General features: G+C 71.0%; 13 protein-coding genes. 7 read left to right on the top strand and 6 right to left on the bottom strand.

Annotated features, from left to right (window positions below; genetic code table 11):
* Positions 1-67 precede the first annotated feature (67 nt).
* The 4 genes from OG470_RS33415 to OG470_RS33400 form a co-directional block, all read right to left on the bottom strand.
* The gene (locus OG470_RS33415; protein WP_328418642.1) at positions 68-1,852 is read right to left on the bottom strand and encodes a serine/threonine-protein kinase; all 1,785 of its coding nucleotides are present in this window, start codon (positions 1,850-1,852) and stop codon (positions 68-70) included.
* Positions 1,849-3,255 carry a transposase gene (locus OG470_RS33410; RefSeq protein ID WP_328418641.1) on the bottom strand — a complete coding sequence of 469 codons (1,407 nt, stop codon included), beginning with the start codon at positions 3,253-3,255 and terminating at the stop codon, positions 1,849-1,851. Before OG470_RS33410 ends, OG470_RS33415 begins: the two co-directional genes overlap by 4 nt.
* Positions 3,256-3,449: 194 nt before the next feature.
* On the bottom strand, positions 3,450-4,784 hold the full coding sequence (locus OG470_RS33405) for a glycosyltransferase family 4 protein (RefSeq protein WP_328418640.1): 1,335 nt from the start codon (positions 4,782-4,784) through the stop codon (positions 3,450-3,452).
* A gap of 140 nt (positions 4,785-4,924) precedes the next feature.
* Positions 4,925-6,871 (bottom strand): amylo-alpha-1,6-glucosidase, encoded by a 1,947-nt coding sequence (locus OG470_RS33400; RefSeq protein WP_328418639.1) that lies wholly within the window; start codon positions 6,869-6,871, stop codon positions 4,925-4,927.
* A gap of 42 nt (positions 6,872-6,913) precedes the next feature.
* Between OG470_RS33400 and OG470_RS33395 the strand changes: the two genes are divergently transcribed.
* The gene (locus tag OG470_RS33395) at positions 6,914-9,622 is read left to right on the top strand and encodes an MGH1-like glycoside hydrolase domain-containing protein (RefSeq protein WP_328418638.1); all 2,709 of its coding nucleotides are present in this window, start codon (positions 6,914-6,916) and stop codon (positions 9,620-9,622) included.
* A gap of 146 nt (positions 9,623-9,768) precedes the next feature.
* On the opposite strand, the gene OG470_RS33390 is transcribed toward OG470_RS33395, so the two are convergent.
* Positions 9,769-10,152, bottom strand: a complete 384-nt coding sequence (locus OG470_RS33390; protein ID WP_328418637.1) for a DoxX family protein — start codon at positions 10,150-10,152, stop codon at positions 9,769-9,771.
* A gap of 233 nt (positions 10,153-10,385) precedes the next feature.
* On the opposite strand from OG470_RS33390, the gene OG470_RS33385 reads away from it, so the two are divergent.
* The 4 genes from OG470_RS33385 to OG470_RS33370 all read left to right on the top strand — a co-directional run bounded on the left by OG470_RS33385 (position 10,386) and on the right by OG470_RS33370 (position 13,354).
* Positions 10,386-11,267, top strand: coding sequence for an RNA polymerase sigma-70 factor (locus tag OG470_RS33385; RefSeq protein WP_328418636.1), 882 nt, complete (start codon positions 10,386-10,388; stop codon positions 11,265-11,267).
* A gap of 270 nt (positions 11,268-11,537) precedes the next feature.
* Entirely contained in the window at positions 11,538-12,209 is a 672-nt protein-coding gene (locus OG470_RS33380; RefSeq protein ID WP_328418635.1) for a nucleotidyltransferase domain-containing protein, read from the top strand.
* A complete protein-coding gene (locus OG470_RS33375; RefSeq protein ID WP_328418634.1) occupies positions 12,209-12,985 on the top strand; it encodes a nucleotidyltransferase domain-containing protein in 777 nt (258 codons plus the stop codon). Before OG470_RS33380 ends, OG470_RS33375 begins: the two co-directional genes overlap by 1 nt.
* Before the next feature lie 69 nt (positions 12,986-13,054).
* Positions 13,055-13,354 carry a ribosomal protein L7/L12 gene (locus OG470_RS33370; protein ID WP_328418633.1) on the top strand — a complete coding sequence of 100 codons (300 nt, stop codon included), beginning with the start codon at positions 13,055-13,057 and terminating at the stop codon, positions 13,352-13,354.
* Positions 13,355-13,427: 73 nt separating this feature from the next.
* Here the strand turns inward: OG470_RS33370 and OG470_RS33365 are convergent, their stop codons facing one another.
* Entirely contained in the window at positions 13,428-14,045 is a 618-nt protein-coding gene (locus OG470_RS33365; RefSeq protein WP_328418632.1) for a TetR/AcrR family transcriptional regulator, read from the bottom strand.
* Between the two features lie 120 nt (positions 14,046-14,165).
* On the opposite strand from OG470_RS33365, the gene OG470_RS33360 reads away from it, so the two are divergent.
* Both OG470_RS33360 and rox read left to right on the top strand, forming a co-directional pair.
* Entirely contained in the window at positions 14,166-15,026 is an 861-nt protein-coding gene (locus OG470_RS33360) for an SDR family oxidoreductase (protein ID WP_328418631.1), read from the top strand.
* A 247-nt stretch (positions 15,027-15,273) separates the two neighbouring features.
* Positions 15,274-16,701 carry a rifampin monooxygenase gene (gene rox, locus OG470_RS33355; protein ID WP_328418630.1) on the top strand — a complete coding sequence of 476 codons (1,428 nt, stop codon included), beginning with the start codon at positions 15,274-15,276 and terminating at the stop codon, positions 16,699-16,701.
* Positions 16,702-16,733: the final 32 nt, after the last annotated feature.

Raw genomic sequence — 16,733 nt, 5'->3', positions numbered from 1 at the left:
TTCCCATCCGCTGAGCGGCCTCGATCCACGCCGGACGGCGGTCGGGAGCACGACCGTACGGTGCAGGTCAGCGGGGTGATCGGAAGCTGTTTCGCAACACTGTCCAGTCCGCGCCGGCGGCGGTCCAGTCCCGGTCGTCGGTGGTCCAGCCCAGCATCCAGCGACCGCCCCCGGCGGGTGGATCGACGACCTGCTGTCGGGCGTGCAGCCGGGCGCCGTACGGCGCGTCCCACCGGCACTCCCACTCCGCCCCACCGCCGCTGGCGGCGAGCCGGATCTCGTTGTAGCCCGGCAGCGCCCCGTCACCGGCCGCCGCGTCGCGGAGCGTCCGCAGCCGCGCGAGCGGATCCGCCGCGCCACCCTCGGCGACGCTGAACACCCGGCCGGTCGCCGGGTCCTGGAAGCAGACCACCGCTCGGTCCCGGTAGTAGTGCCAGCTCGCCGGCACGGAGACCCGGAAGCCGTTGGTGTCGGCGTGCCAGACCCAGCCGTCCGGCGGGTGAAACTTCTCGCCGGGAGCCGGCGACCTGGCCGGCACCGGCGCGCCGACGATGTCCGGGCGGACGCACGGAAACGGGGGCGGGGGCAGGTCCCGCCCGCCCAACGGTGGAGGCCGGTTGCCGCCATCACCGAACGGACCGGCCGGGCCACCACCACCGGGCGCACGGTCGGGGCCGCCACCGCCGGGCAAACGGTCCGGTGACGGCGTGGGGGTCGGCCGGCTGGCGGTCCCCCTCGGCTCGTCGCCGGTGACGGCCAGCGCGGTGCCGACGCCGGCGGCGGCCGCCACCAGCAACGCCGCGACGACCAGGCCCGCCCGGCGCGCCGCACGCCGCCTGGCCGGTCGGCCGAACGTCCGAGCCGGTGCGTCGGCGGTGACATCCGGCTCGCCCGGGGCGTCGGCCCCGGTGGCGGTGGGTTGTTGGTCGGGCTCGGACAGCCGGCTGGTGGGGTCCTGATCGGACAGGTCGGTGGACACGTCGGGCCGGTCTGCCGGGTCGGGCACCGGGGGCGGGCCGGTGACGCCGGTCGCGGCGGCCGTGAGCAACCGGTGGGCCTCGTCATGGTCGACGCGGTGGCGCGGGTCGCGGCACAGCAGCCCGGCGAGCACGGGCGCGAGCGGTCCGGCGCGCGAGGCCGGGGCCGGTGGCCCGGCCGCCAGCGCGCTCAGCGTGGCCATCGCCGTGCTGCGGGCGTACGGGGAGCGGCCCTCCACGGCGGCGTACAGGGTGGCCCCGAGCGACCACAGGTCGGCGGCCACGGTGGACACCCCCTCGGCGGCTCGCTCCGGGGCGACGTACTGCGGGGAGCCGAGCACCATGCCGGGGCGGGTCATCGCGCCGTCGCCGCCGTCGAAGGTGGCCAGCCCGAAGTCGGTGAGCATCACCCGCCCGTCGTGTGCCATGAGCACGTTCTGCGGCTTGACGTCGCGGTGCAGCACCCCGGCCGCGTGCGCGGCGTGCAGCGCGCCGAGCAGGGCCAGGCCGATCCGGGCCGTCCAGGCCGGCTCCAGTGGCCCCTCGTCGTCCAGCACGTCCTGCAGGGTGCGCGACGGGACGTACTCCATCACGATCCACGGGCTGCCCTCGACCGGGACGACGTCGTAGAGCCGGACCACGGCGGGATGGTTGAGCCGGGCCGCGGCGCGTGCCTCCCGCAGGGTGCGCGAGCGCAGCTCGGCCCGCTCGTGGTCGGCCAGCCAGCTCGGCGGCATGACCTCCTTGACCGCGACCTCGCGGTGCAACATCTCGTCGCGGGCCCGCCACACCCGGCCCATGCCCCCGCGGCCCACCAGGTCGAGGAGCCGGTACCGACCGGCGATCAGCACCTGTGCACACTGCTTCCTTGTCATTGCCTTCTGATGGGCAATGCGGATGTTTCGCTCTCCGCTCGGTGTACCGGGCTGGAGTCCGGGAGCGGCAGTCTGCTCCGGTGGCGATCGGCCCGTGCCTGGACGATCTGCCTCACCGCGCGATGCGGGGTGTGCAGGTTGATGTCGGGGTCACCATGTCGTCGCAGGACGTTGATCGCGGCGTTCACGTCGGCCTGCCACACCACCCCGCACGAGGTGCAGTGAAGTCGGTCCCCGCTGCGGTGCCCGAGAGCGCCGCAGCGGTGACAGACTTGTGAGGTGTAGGCGGCGTTGACGTGCACGAGCGCAGAACCTCTGCGCTCCGACACATTCTTCAGCGCCTCCGCGGTGACTCCCTTGGTCCACGCGGCGAGACGCCGGTTGGTGTTCTTGCCGAGCTGCTTGCGCCCGGTGAACGTCTTGGTCAGGTCTTCGGCCACCACGACGGTGGCCTTGTCCACCACTTGGTGCACGGCGGTGAAGATCTCCGTGCGCACCCGCGCCTGGTGACGGCCGGCCTGCCGGTCGCGCTTGATCGTGCCGAGGTTGTTCGTGGCGATCCGGTCGGCCTTCGCCCGGTCGCCGCGCCGGGCGGCGGTGTTGGCGATCGAGCGCAGTTTCGCCCGGCGGCGGTTTCGTTCCTTGATCCGGTCGGACTCGGCGGTCAACAGGTCGCCGAGGCGATCGCCGTGGTGGTTGCCGTCGGAGTCGGTCAGCGCCTCGGTGTAACCCTTGTCCACCCCCAGCGTCGCCGTGCCACACGGACGCTGTGAGGTCTTCATGCCGGCGGCGTCGATCTGGTAGTGGATCTCCACCCGGCCGTCGCGCAGGATCAGCCGCAGCGTGCCCGTCGGGGCGACGGTGGTGTTCAACGGGATGCGGATCATCTGGCGCCGCACCAGGCCGGGTACGGCCAGCCACAACCGCCCGGCGTCGTCAGCCCGGGTATGGTGCTGATCGGAGCGCACCACGATCTGGTTATGGGTGCGGTTGTGCCCGCGCCGCCAGTGTGAGCGCATCTGCCGCGACAGGTACGGGTCATCGGCCCATCGGTCGGCCTTCAGTAGTCCAAACAGCCTCTTGCGTTGCGTCTGGTCGCCGGCGTGCCGTCGAACGGCCTGACGCCCCCGCGCTTTCGCCGCTTCCCGGGCCGCGGCGATATCGGCCATGGCGTCGCGGACGGTTTCCTTCCACGCGTTGGCCAGCACCCCGAACTGGTGGTGGACGCCCTCAGCAAGCCACCGGTCGCGAACCTGCCGGTCCTTCAGCCCGGCCCCTGCGGTCGACCCGTACCGCTGCCACACCTCGCTGCGGACTGCACCCAACCGCCGCGCCTGCTCAGCCAGCGCCTGATATTTCCCCGCGTTGAGGCGGTGCGAATAGGCGATCCGGGTCACCTTCACGACGACCCCCCGGTCACGTCCGCCGCCTTGAGCTTCTTAGCAAAGTCGCCTATCCGGTAGATGCTCCTCATGATGACCAACTCTTGAAAGAGCTTGAGCAATAACACCCGCCTAGAGTTCATTCTCTTCAGCCGCTGTCCCGGGTACACCCTAACCAGCGGATCGGGGGCCGCCTATAGGTCATCCGCTTAGCTTCAGCAGGCGGCGTGGTCGGCCGCGGCGAGCAGATTGCCCTCCGGGATGGCGATCCGGGTACGTCCGCCCGCCAGTCGGGCGGCGGCCCGTCGGGCCTGTAGCGGACCGTGCTCGCGACGGGCGGTGGTGTAGCTGGCGGCGGTGCGGGCCGCGATGGTGGCCCAGCCGTACCGCTCGCCGACCATTGTGCGGGCGCGTCGGGCCATCCGCCGGGCGAAGACCTCGTCGCCGAGCAGTTGGCCGACCGCCCCGGCGAGCGCGTCCGGGTCGCTGTGCGGGAACGTCACGCCGGTCACGCCGGACTCGACGATCTCGGCGAGCCCGCCGGTGCGGGCCACCGCGAGTGGCGCCCCGGCGGCCGCCGCCTCCAGGGCCACCATGCCGAAGGGTTCATAGAGGCTGGGCACCACGGTCGCGTCGGTGGCGCCGAGCACCGCCGGCAGTTGGGTGGCGTCGAGGAAGCCGGTGAAGCGGACGGTCGAGCAGAGCGCGAGCCGCCGGGCCTCCTCCTCCAGTTCGGGGCGGTACGGGCCGTCGCCGGCGATCACCACGCGCAGCCCGGGGTGCCGCTCGCGCAGCCGGGGCACCGCGTGCACCAGGTGTTGTACGCCTTTCTCGTAGACGAGCCGACCGGCGTACCCGATCAGCGGGCCCTTTCCGGCGAAGCGTGCCCGGGCCGAGGCGACCGCACGCGGTCGGGCGCGCCAGGCCCGGTTGTCGACCCCGTTGGGCACCACGTCGACCTGCGCGGCCGGCAGGTCGAACAGGGCGGTCACCTGCTCGCGCATGTACCCCGAACAGGTGATCACCCGGGTGGAGGAGCCGCTGAGCCAGTGCTCGACGCCGTGGATGGTGCGGTTCATCTCCTCCGGCAGCCAGCCCTGGTGCCGGCCCGCCTCGGTGGCGTGCATGGTGGTGACCAGGGGCAGGTCGAGGTGTTCGGCGAGGGTGATGGCGGTGTGGGCGACGAGCCAGTCGTGGGCGTGGATGACGTCGTAGGTGCCGGCTTCGGTGGCGCGCAGCGCGGTGCGGGTGAGGGTGTGGTTGAAGGCCATGGTCCAGGCCAGGAGGGAGCTGGTGGCCAGGGGGAAGGTGACGGGGTCTTCGGGGGCGCGCAGGATGCGGACGCCGTCGGCGTACTCCTCCAGGGGTGCGCCGTCGGCGTGCCGGGTGACGACGGTGACGTCGTGGCCTGCGGCGGCGAGGGCGACGGAGAGGGCGTGGACGTGTCGGCCGAGGCCGCCGACGAGCACCGGCGGGTACTCCCAGGAGAGCATCAGCACCCGCAGCTGCCGGGCGGGGTGGATGTCGATCACGTGGGCGTCGGGTGACATTGCGGCCCCCTTTGAGTTGTCCCCGGGCGCGCGCCGACCGGCACCGGAGCCGGGGCCTACCGTCGCGTCTGGATCTCCGACCCATCCTGCCGGGGTCGAGATAACCAGCGGAGACACCGCCGTTGCGGTCGTGTAAAGCGCTACTGGCCCTTTCGGCGCACCCGCAGCAGCTCGGCGACCGACCACGCCTGGAACGGGCAGCCGGTGGCGGCATGCGGCGCGAGGCCATCGGCCGTTTCGCTCACCGAGCCTAGCCCAAACTCGGTCAGATGCGCCTCAATACCGATGAAGACGTCATCGACCGACATCTTGCCCCGACGGCACGCGTCCACGTACGGGCCGAGCAGCCACGGCCAGACCGTGCCCTGGTGGTAGCCGCCGTCCCGCTCGGCCGGGCCACCCCGGTGCCGGCCCACGAACTCCGCCGAATCCGGGGCGAGGCTGCGCGGCCCGAGCGGGGTCAGCAGCCCGGCCGCGACCCGGCGCAGCGTCGGCTCGTCCGGCTCCAACGGGGCGAACGGCAGCGACCAGGCCAGCAACTGGTTGGGGCGCAGCGCGTCGTCGTCGTGCAGGGCCGCCCCGCCCAGCGGGTACGCCGGCGCGGGCGCGTCCAGCACGTCGTGCAGCCAGCCCGTCGGGGTCGGGTAGCGGTCCCGGAACGAGGCGGTGGCCTGCCCGTGCCGTCGCCGCAGCTCGTCCGCGTCCTGCCCGGCCAGCTCGGTCAGCTCGGCGAGCCCGGCCAGCCCGTTGATCCACAGCGCGTTGACCTCGACCGGCTTGCCGGTACGCGGCGTGACCGGCACGCCGTACACCCGGGCGTCCATCCAGGTCAGCGCGGTGCCCGGGGCGCCCTGGGCGAGCAGCCCGTCGGCCGGGTCGACGCCGATGCCGTAGCGGGTGCCGGCCAGGTGCGCGTCGATGACCGTGCGCAGGGCCGGCAGCAGCTCGTCGCCGAGGTCGGTGTCGCCGGTGATCGTGACGTGCCGGCTCACCGCGTGCAGGAACCACAGCGTGCCATCGACGGTGTTGTACTCCACCCGCCCGGTGTCGGCCGTGTTGGCGAGCATCCCCTCGGACAGCGTCGCCGCGTACGCCCGCAGCAGCTCCCGACCCTCCTCGGCGCGGCCGGTGCAGAGGAACAGCCCCTCGTACGAGATCATCGTGTCCCGCGACCAGGCGCCGAACCACGGGTACCCGGCCACCACGTCGATCGCCGTGCCGCCGCCGGGACGCACCACGAACGCGTCCGCGGCCAGCGCGAGCGTCGCCTGCACCGGGTCGGCCGGCTTCGCCGCGGCCACCACCTGCCGGTTACGCCGCCGTGCCGTCGTCACGATCTCCTCGGCCGGTGGCGGCTCCTCATCCAGCCGGCCGGCCCAGGCCCGCACCGACACCGTGTCGCCGGGGCGCTCCAACTTGCCGGCGAAGCGTCCCGCGTACCAGAGATCCTCGTCGGCGTGCAGGCCCCGGGTGGCCTCCTCGCGGTGGTGCACGCCCAGCCACCACTGCCCCTCCGGCGCCCAGCCCGGGCCGGCGAGCCGGTACGCCCCCTCGACGACCGCGCCGCCGGCCACCGGCTCGACCTGCGGCGTCGGGCCGTCGGCGCGCCGTTCGCCGTGCGCGTCGCGCCAGGTGCAGGCGGCGGAGAGTTCCAGCCGGACCGGCCCGCCGGCGACCAGCCGGTGCACCACCGCCACGCAGGAGCGGCCGGGCAGCATGGCCAGCTCGCGCTCGATCACCACCGCGCCGATCCGCCACCGCCACCGGGGCAGCCCGTCGACCAGGTCGAAGCGCTCCAGCAGCTCGAAGCCGCGCGGGTCGACGTCGCCGGAGGACCACTCGTGCGCGCCGAGCCGGACCCGCGCGCCGGACGGCAGGGTGACCGCCGGGTCCAGGCTGACCAGTCCCACCCGACGGGACGCCGGGGTCTCGCCGGGCACCACCAGCAGGCCGTGGTAGCGGCGGGTCCGCAGCCCACCGACGGTGCCCATGGCGTAACCGCCGATGCCGTCGGGCACCAGCCACTCCCGGCTGGCGGCGCTGGTCAGGTCGCCGCAGACCTGCGGGCCGAAGCGAATGTCGATCAACTTTCCTCCACCGGCGGCGGGGTGTAACACGCCACGACGAGAATGGCCGCTGTGGTCAAGTACCGCGGCGACGTCAAAGATGTGCACGTGATCACTGACCGATCGTCCTCCGACGCCTCGCCACCCGACGCTGAGCGGCTCCGGCTCGCTCAGGCCAACTCGGGGGAGCAGGACTGGCGCGCATGGGGGCCCTATCTGTCCGAACGGGCGTGGGGGACGGTGCGGGAGGATTACAGCGAGCACGGTACGGCCTGGGACTACTTCCCGCATGACCACGCGCGGTCCAGAGCCTACCGGTGGAATGAAGACGGGATGGCTGGCGTCTGCGACGACCGGCAGACCTTCGCCTTCGCCCTCGCGCTGTGGAACGGCACGGATCCGATCCTCAAGGAGCGGATGTTCGGCCTCGGCGGTGACGGCGGTAACCACGGTGAGGATGTCAAGGAGTACTGGTGGTACGAGGACTCCACGCCCACCCACTCCTGGATGCGGTGGCGCTACCACTACCCGCAGGCCGCCTTCCCGTACGACGAACTGGTCGCGGTGAACGCGCTGCGCGGCCGGGACGACACCGAGTACGAGCTGGTGGACACCGGGATCTTCGACGACGACCGGTACTGGGCGGTGACCGTCGACTACGCCAAGTCGTCCCCGACCGACCTGTGCATGGTGGTGACCGTGGCCAACCGGGGCGACCGGGCGGCCACCCTGCACGTGCTGCCCAGCCTGTGGTTCCGCAACACCTGGGCCTGGGGGCTGCCCGGCGGTGACCGGATTCCCCGGCTGACCGGTGAGGGCGCGAGGCTGGTCGGCGAGCATCGGGTGTTCGGCCAACTGCTGCTGGAGGGCGACGGCGACCCTGTGCCGCTGCTCTGCGACAACGACACCAACGCCGAACGGCTCTGGGGCCTGCCCGGCCGGTCCCGCTATCCGAAGGACGGCATCAACGACCACGTGGTCAACGGCGCGGCGACGGTCAACCCGGCGGGGGAGGGCACCAAGGGGGCGCTGCACTACGTACTCGATGTGCCGGCCGGCGGTCAGCGCCAGATCCGGCTGCGCCTGACCCGCACCGCGTCGCCGCCGGCCGCCGCGCCGCCGCCCCGCGCGGATCTTGGCGACGGCTTCGAGGCGGTGGTGTGGGCGCGGCGGGCCGAGGCGAACCGTTTCTTCGCCAGCGTGATCCCGGAGGCCGCCACTCCCGACGAGGCGCTGGTGGCGCGGCAGGCCATCGCCGGGCTGATGTGGGGCAAGCAGTTCTACCATTTCGACGTCAAGCGCTGGCTGGACGGCGATCCGGGCTCGACGCCGCCGCCGGCCGGACGCCGGCACGGGCGCAACAGCGCCTGGTGGCACATGACCAGCTTCGACGTCATCTCCATGCCCGACCCGTGGGAATATCCCTGGTACGCGGCCTGGGACCTGGCCTTCCACTGCGTGAGCATCGCCCGGGTCGACCCGGGCTTCGCCAAGGAGCAACTGCTGCTCCTGCTGCGCGAGTGGTACCTGCACCCCAACGGGCAGATCCCGGCGTACGAGTGGGCGTTCGGTGACGTGAACCCGCCGGTGCACGCCTGGGCGGCGCTCAAGGTGTTCGAGATCGACGGCGGCCGGGACTACGAGTTCCTGGCCCGGGTGATGCACAAGCTGCTGCTCAACTTCACCTGGTGGGTCAACCGTAAGGACACCGGCGGCAACAACGTCTTCGAGGGCGGCTTCCTCGGGCTGGACAACGTCGGGCCGTTCGACCGGTCGGCGGCGCTGCCGGTGGCCGGTGTGCTGGAGCAGTCCGACGGCACCGGCTGGATGGCCATGTACGCGCTGAACCTGCTGGACATGGCGATCGTGCTGGCCGAGCACGACCGGACCTGGGTGGACACCGCCACCAAGTTCTTCGAGCACTTCGCGTACATCGCCGCCGCCGCGTACGAGCAGGGGTTGTGGGACGACGAGGACGCCTTCTTCTACGACGTGCTGCGGCTCGCTGACGGCACGAAGGTGCCGTTGAAGGTCCGCTCGGTGGTCGGGTTGCTGCCGTTGGCCGCCACCACCCGGCTCACCGCCCGGACCCTGCACCGGCTGCCGGAGCTGGGGGCGCGGCTGCGCTGGTTCCTTACCAACCGCCCGGAGTACGCCGAGGTGATCGGCACCCGCCGGCTGGGCCCGGACGGCCGCCAGCAGCGGCTGCTGTCCATGGTCGGTCCGGAGCAGGTCGTCCGGCTGCTGGCCCGGATGCTCGACCCCGACGAGTTCCTGTCCGACTTCGGCCTGCGCACACTGTCCCGCGCACACCTGGACAAGCCGTTCTCGGTCACCCTCGGCGGGCAGGAGTTCTGCGTCGGCTACGAGCCGGCCGAGTCGACCAGTGGGCTGTTCGGCGGCAACTCGAACTGGCGCGGTCCGATCTGGATGCCGACGAACTTCCTGCTGATCAGCGCGCTGCGCGACTACGCGGCGTTCTTCGGCGACGACCTTCAGGTGGAGTATCCGACCCGCTCCGGGGTGAAGCGGACGCTGGACGAGGTCGCCGACGACCTCTCGGCCCGGCTGATCTCGCTGTTCACGCAGGACGACTGGGGTCGACGGCCGATCTACGGTGCGTGCCGGATCTTCCAGACCCATCCCGACTGGCGGGACCTGATCGCCTTCCCGGAGTACTTCCACGGCGACAACGGGGCCGGGTTGGGCGCCTGGCACCAGACCGGCTGGACGGCCCTGGTCGCCGACCTGATCCTCACGCTGCGCCGCTGACCCCACCGCCGCCGGGCGGCCCGGCGTACGTCGGCGGCATGATCGTGCTCGATCCATGATGTAGTGGCATCCCGACGCCCCGAGGCCACTGGATCCTGGATCGAGCACGATCTTGCGGGTCGCTCAGCCTTGTGCGACCTTGCTCGTCAGCCGTTGAAGGATTCGGGGCCGAATCGTCCCCAGGCCACGTAGGCGGCCAGGGCGAGATAGGCCAGGTTCAGCGCAATGAACGTGCCGTCGCCTTGCCGGAGATGGGTGATCACCGCGCCGACCATCAGCAGGATCCAGCAGACGGCGGTCACCGGCACCAGGACCGGTGCGATGTCGAGCACGGCCGGCAGGATCAGACCGACCGCAGCCAGGAGTTCGAGGACCCCGAGGGTCTTCACGAAGCCGACGCTGGCGTGCTCGGTCCACCCTCCGCCGGGGGCCTCGGCCAGTTTCTCCTTGGGCACGAAAGTCTTGCTGATGCCGCCAACCAGGGCGACTATGGCCAGCAGTCCGGCAGCGACCCACAGAGTGACGTTCATGAGGTTTCTCCTCGCAGGGTTGTTGGCGACTCTGGTCTCGAAGTCAGCGTCGCCATCGGCTCGGGCAGGAGATGCCGCCGGCTCGATTCCTGTGACAGCTCGGCCAGGTGACGCCGGTCACAAGCGCCTGTTGTCACCGAAACCGGCGGAGCGGTGTCTTGTGAGCGACGCAGCCGAGATCGAGGACAGGAGCCGCCGGTGGCCAGCACATTCCGGAACCCGGGAGCGCAGTCATGAGTGCGGACCCGGCTACCGAAGCATTCGTCGCCCACCGCAACCTGCTCTTCACCGTCGCCTACGAGATGCTCGGCTCGGCCGCCGACGCTGAGGACGTCCTCCAGGAGACCTGGCTGCGGTGGGCGGACGTCGATCTTGAGACGGTGCGGGATCAGCGCGCATACCTGGTCCGGATCGCCACCCGCCAGTCGCTCAACCGGCTGCGTACGCTCGGCCGCCGCAAGGAGTCCTACGTCGGCTCCTGGCTGCCCGAGCCGCTGCTGACCACGCCCGACGTCGCCGACGACGTCGAGTTGGCCGAGAACGTCTCGATGGCGATGCTGCTGGTGCTGGAGACGCTCGCCCCGACCGAGCGGGCGGTGTTCGTACTGCGCGAGGTGTTCGATCTGGCTTACGACGAGATCGCCGAAGCCGTCGACAAGAGCCCGGCGGCGGTCCGCCAGATCGCCCACCGGGCACGAGTACATGTCGCCGCGCGCCGGCCGCGCGGGGTTGTTTCGCCGGCCGAGGCCCGGGGTGCGCTTGAGGCGTTCCAGCGGGCGGTCGAGACCGGCGACATGCAGAGCCTGCTCGACATCCTCGCGCCGGATGTCGTGCTCATGGGTGACGGTGGCGGAGTCAAACAAGCGCTGCTGCGGCCCGTCACGGGGGCCGGCAAGGTCGCCCGGCTGCTGGTCACCAGAAAGGTCAGGATCGCGGCCATGTCGATACAGCCGGCCGAGGTCAACGGCTACCCGGCGCTGGTCCTCCGGCTCGACGGCGAGATCGACACGGTCGTGGCGCTACGCATCGACGACGGCCTCATCACGGGGCTCTACGCTGTGCGCAATCCCGAGAAGCTGTCGCATATGCAGCGGGAGACCGCCCTGCACCGCTGAATCCGTGGCCCGCATGACTGGTGGTGCCACCGGGTCGTCAGCGGGCCGACCCGAGCAGACGGCGCCACCATGCGGGGCGGGTGTGCCCGTCGCCTGGTGCGGACGGTCCTGGGACGCTACGAACCTCCCAGTGCCTCCCGGAGCCATCACACCGCCGGCCACCACCATTATCCAGCTTGACGCCACCTGGTTGACGTCGCTGGATGCCATGCCGAGGCCTGCCGGAAAAGATCACGCGTGCCGGGCGGGGCTTGGGTAGCGTTGCCGAGCGTGATCGAGCTTGTCGAGCGGCATACCGTCCTCGCCGTGGTGGTCGGGTCGCGGGCGTACGGGCTGCACGGCCCGGGCTCCGACTACGACCGGCGTGGTGTGTATGCGGCACCGACCCGCGCGTTCTGGCATCTGGACAAGCCGCCCACCCACGTGGACGGGCCGGCAGCGGAGCAGTTCTCCTGGGAGTTCGAACGCTTCTGCGTGCTTGCCCTGCAGGGCAACCCGACGGTTCTGGAGGTGCTCTGGTCCCCGCTGGTCGAGACGATCACCGAGGACGGGGAGCGGTTGCTGGCGGCGCGGCGGGCGTTCCTGTCGAGGCGGGTGGCCGAGACGTACGGCAGTTACGCCCGGGATCAGCTGAAACGGGTGGCGGCCCGCCGGGAGCGCACCGGGGAGACGAATCACAAGCAGGCGATGCACATGATCCGGCTGCTGGTCGCCGGAGCGCATGTCCTGCGTACCGGGGAGGTTCTGGTCGACGTGCGGCACCTGCGCGACCGGCTGCTCGCCGTGCGGCGCGGTGAGCTGCCGTGGGACGTGGTCGGCGCCTGGGCGGCGGACCTACTCGCCGACCTCACCGACGCCGACGCCAACACCGCGCTGCCGGTACAGCCCGACCGGGAAGCCGTGGACCGGCTGCTCACCGCCGTACGGGAAAGGAACCTGTAGTGACCACCGAGGTGCCGTCGTGGGCCGGCGAGGCCGCTCGCGCTCTGCCCCGCCCGCTGTTGTTCGCCACCGTCAGCGGTGCCCACCTGTACGGGTTCGCGTCTGTCGACTCCGACCTGGATCTGCGGGCCGCGCACCTGCTGTCGCCGGGTGAGGTGGTCGGGTTGCGCACCGGCCCGCAGACGTTGCAGCACACCGGCGTGCGCGACGGTGTCGAGTTGGACGTGGTCAGTCACGATCTGCTGAAGTTCGCCAAGCTGTTGAACAGCCGCAACGGGTACGTGCTGGAGCAGTTGCTGTCACCGCTGGTGGTCGTGACCACCGCGGTGCACGCCGAGCTCATGTCTCTGGCCCCGGGGCTGATCACCCGTCACCACGCGCACCACTATCTCGGGTTCGCGGCCGGCCAGGAGAAGTTGTACGCGAAGACCGGGCAGCTCAAGCCCGCGCTGTACACGCTGCGGGTCCTGCTCACCGGGATCCACCTGATGCGGACCGGCCGCCTGGAGACGGACCTCGGTGTGCTCGCGACGAGGTTGGCGTACGTGCCGGACCTCATCGCCGCCAAGCGGGAGGCCGAACACGGACCGCTCCCCACCGGCGCCGCGCAGCGGCTCGCCACCGACGTGCCGCGGCTGCGCGCCGAGCTGGAGGCGGCCCGGGACGCGTCGGCGTTGCCCGACCGAGCGGACCCGGAAGCCGTGAACGCCCTGCACGACCTGGTGGTGCGGACCCGCCTGGGCGTGATGGCCGACGGCGTCGTTCCGCAGAGCTGAACCGCGACCAGTGCCGGGCCGTGGTATCGGGGTTCTCGCCAGTGTTCAATGGCGGGTATGGAGTGGATCGTGCCATTCGCCGTCGTGTTGGTGCTCGTGCTCGTGCCTCTGCTCGCCGCGAGTGGCCGCCGTTCCAACGTGGATCAGCAGGCTCGCAGGCTGGCCGTGGTCGAGCGCAAGTTGGATCTGATCATGGCCCACCTCGGCATCCGCGAGCCTGAGCCCGAGGCCCCTGGCGCGGTCCTGCAGGAGTTGCTCGCCGGCCGCAAGATCCAGGCCATCAAGATCTACCGCGAGGCGACCGGTGTCGGTCTGCGGGAGGCAAAGGACGCCGTCGAACTGCTCGCCCGGCAGCGCGGCCTGGGATGACGTACGTCGGGCGCCTCGGACCGTGGCCTGCCCGCGAGGTCGAGTGCCTTCCGCGAGACCCCGCCACGTCGGCTCAATCGTCGGACTGGCGTGGGCGCAAGCCGTTGAGTGCTGTGGTGACGACGCGGTCGGCGTACTCGGCGGTGAGCGGCCCACTGCGTTGCAGCCAACGGTTGAGCAGGGGGCCCCAGATCATCTCCACGGCCACGTCGAGGTCGAGGTCCTCGGCGAGTTGCCCGGCCAGCTGAGCACTGCGTAGCCGTTGTCGCTTGGCTTCCTTCAACGGCCCATCCAGGCGTTCGACGTAGACGGCGGCCAGCTCGGGGTCGTGCGCGATCTCGGTGGCCAACGCGCGCATCGGCTGGTCGTACTGCGGATCGTTCAACTCCGTGACCGTGGCGCGTAGCACCGCTGTCAGGTCGGCTTCCAGGTCGCCGGTGTCGGGCAGTACCGGAGGCTCGCCCTCGCTGGCGCTGAGGAGAAGGAAGGCATCGAAGATGACCGTGCCCTTGGATGGCCACCAGCGGTAGATGGTCTGCTTGCCGACGCCGGCGCGCGCGGCGATGCCCTCGATGCTGAGTTTGGCGTATCCGACCTCCCGGAGCAGGTCGAACGCCGCCGTCAGGATGGCCTGCCGCGAGGCCTCTTTCCGGCGGGCCGCGTTCGGCGTGGCTCGGTGCTGCGTGGTCATGCGCCGAAGGTTACCAGAAACACGAGACGGACCGTCTCGTCTTGACTGGCGAAGCGGCACGGCCTACCGTCATCGCAGAAGCGAGACGGACCGTCTCGTCTCAAGGGATGGAGATCGACTGTGCGCACCTCATCCGGCACTGCACCGCGTACCTGGTTCATCACCGGCGCCAGCCGCGGCCTGGGCCGCGCGTTCACCGTCGCGGCGCTCGAACGCGGTGATCGAGTGGTCGCCGCCGCCCGGACCATCGCCCGCGACGACTTCGACGAGCGCCACGGTGACAGGCTGCTCGTCCTGAGGCTCGACGTGACCGACCGGGCGGGGGTCTTCGCCGCCGTGGCCACCGCGGTCGAGCACTTCGGGCGGCTCGACATCGTCGTCAACAACGCCGGCACCATGTCCATGGGCATGGTCGAAGAGTTCACTGAGGCGGAGGCGCGGGCCCAGTTCGAGGTGAACGTGTTCGGCACGCTCTGGGTCAGCCAGGCCGTTCTGCCGCACCTGCGCGCCCGACGTGCCGGGCACATCGTGCAGATCTCCAGCATCGCCGCGCTCGGCGGCTTCCCGAGCACCGGGATGTACAGCGCGAGCAAGTTCGCGCTGGAAGGTATGAGTGAGGCGCTGGCGATGGAGGCGGCGGCCTTCGGCATCAAGGTCAGCATCGTGCAGCCCGGGGGCTACTGGACCGACCTGTACACCAGCATGACCTCGACCACCCCGATGGAGGCCTATGGTCCACTGCGCGCCGAACTGGAGCGGCAGTGGGCCGAGGGCTCGATCGACAGTGAACCCCGACTGGCCGCCGACGCGCTGCTGAAACTGGTCGACAGCGACGACCCGCCGCTGCGGCTCCTGCTCGGCAGCATGGTGTACGACCTGGCGTTCGACATCTCACGCCGACGAATGGACACCTGGGCGAGCTGGGAGAAGGTCAGCCGAACCGCCGAGCACGCCGTCCCGGCTCCCGGTGACACACACTGACTAGCCGACGGCCGGAGGCCCCACCGTCCGCAGTGGACAACAAGAAAGGCAAGGAGTCCAGCTCCTTGCCTACCTCAACATATAGCGCACCGGGGGCCTTGCGGCAAGACCCGGGTCCTGCCGCAGAATCTCCATCCGAACCCAAAACCTGTGGAAATCAGCGATTCGCGAACTACGTGCGCTTTGTCAACGTGGCTCTCGCGTACGCCGGGCCGCCGGTGGGACTCGCGGGGCAGAGGGGGATTCCATGTTTGACGTGATCGTCGTCGGTGGTGGGCCGACCGGCATGATGTTGGCCAGCGAGTTGCGGCTGCACGGCGTGCACGCGCTCGTGCTGGAGCGGGAGACGGAGCCGGCCAGGTACGTTCGGGCGCTCGGTCTGCACGCGCGCAGTGTCGAGGTGATGGACCAGCGCGGTCTGCTGGAGCGGTTCCTCGCGCTCGGCCAGCAGTACCCGGTCGGTGGCTTCTTCGCCGGCATCCCCAAGCCGTCGCCGGCCCGGCTGGACACCGCACATCCGTACGTCCTCGGGATCCCGCAGACCAGCACCGACCGTCTGCTGGCCGAGCACGCCGTCAAGGTCGGCGTCGAGTTCCGCCGCGGCTGCGAACTGGTCGGGCTGAGCCAGGACGACCACGCGGTGACCGCCGAGTTGGCCGACGGCACGCGGCTGCACTCGCGTTACCTCGTCGGCTGCGACGGCGGCCGCAGCACGGTGCGCAAGCTGCTCGGCGTCGGCTTCCCCGGCGAGCCCAGCCGGGTCGAGACGCTGCTGGGCGAGATGGAGGTGGCCGCGCCGGCGGAGACGGTGGCCACCGTGGTCGCCGAGGTTCGCAAGACCCAACTCCGGTTCGGTGTCGGGCCCGTGGGGGACGGGGCGTACCGCGTCGTCGTGCCCGCAGAGGGGGTGGCCGAGGACCGCGCGGTCCCGCCGACCATCGAGGAGTTCAGGCGACAACTGCGGGTGTACGCGGGCACCGACTTCGGCGTGCACTCACCGCGCTGGCTGTCCCGCTTCGGTGACGCCACCCGGTTGGCCGAGCGCTACCGGGTCGGCCGGGTGCTGCTGGCCGGCGACGCGGCGCACATCCACCCACCGATGGGCGGGCAGGGTCTCAACCTCGGCGTCCAGGACGCGTTCAACCTCGGCTGGAAACTGGCCGCCGAGATCAACGGCTGGGCACCGGAGGGGCTGCTGGACAGCTACCACACCGAACGGCACCCGGTGGCCGCCGACGTACTGGACAACACCCGCGCACAGAGCGAGCTGATATCCACCGAGCCGGGCCCCCAGGCGGTCCGTCGGCTGGTGTCGGAACTGATGAACTTCGAGGACGTGAACCGGTACCTCACCGAGAAAATCACCGCCATCGCAGTCCGCTACGACTTCGGCGAGGGACATGAACTGCTCGGCCGGCGGATGCGCGACATCGGGCTGAAGCGGGGGCGCCTCTACGAGCTGATGCACGACGGCCGCGGACTGCTGCTCGACCAGACCGGCCGGCTCTCGGTGACGGGCTGGGCCGACCGGGTCGACCACGTCGTCGACGTCAGCGAGGAACTGGACCTGCCCGCCGTGCTGCTGCGGCCGGACGGCCACGTGGCGTGGGTCGGTGACGATCAGCAGGACCTGCTCAGCCACCTACCCAGGTGGTTCGGCGCCGCCGCCAGCTGAGCGCGCAGGTGTGACCGTCCATGATCGTGCTC

The sequence above is a fragment of the Micromonospora sp. NBC_00389 genome, assembly GCF_036059255.1.
Classification (GTDB): Bacteria; Actinomycetota; Actinomycetes; order Mycobacteriales; family Micromonosporaceae; genus Micromonospora.
This window is presented reverse-complemented; position numbering and strand designations above follow the sequence as displayed.

Bases quoted from the DNA above. Each gene is read 5' to 3' on its own strand.
- OG470_RS33405 (WP_328418640.1), bottom strand. From the start codon at position 4,784: ATGTCACCCGACGCCCACGTGATCGACATCCACCCCGCCCGGCAGCTG.
- OG470_RS33390 (WP_328418637.1), bottom strand. From the start codon at position 10,152: ATGAACGTCACTCTGTGGGTCGCTGCCGGACTGCTGGCCATAGTCGCC.
- OG470_RS33385 (WP_328418636.1), top strand. From the start codon at position 10,386: ATGAGTGCGGACCCGGCTACCGAAGCATTCGTCGCCCACCGCAACCTG.
- OG470_RS33365 (WP_328418632.1), bottom strand. From the start codon at position 14,045: ATGACCACGCAGCACCGAGCCACGCCGAACGCGGCCCGCCGGAAAGAG.
- OG470_RS33395 (WP_328418638.1), top strand. From the start codon at position 6,914: ATGGCCGCTGTGGTCAAGTACCGCGGCGACGTCAAAGATGTGCACGTG.
- rox (WP_328418630.1), top strand. From the start codon at position 15,274: ATGTTTGACGTGATCGTCGTCGGTGGTGGGCCGACCGGCATGATGTTG.
- OG470_RS33415 (WP_328418642.1), bottom strand. From the start codon at position 1,852: ATGACAAGGAAGCAGTGTGCACAGGTGCTGATCGCCGGTCGGTACCGG.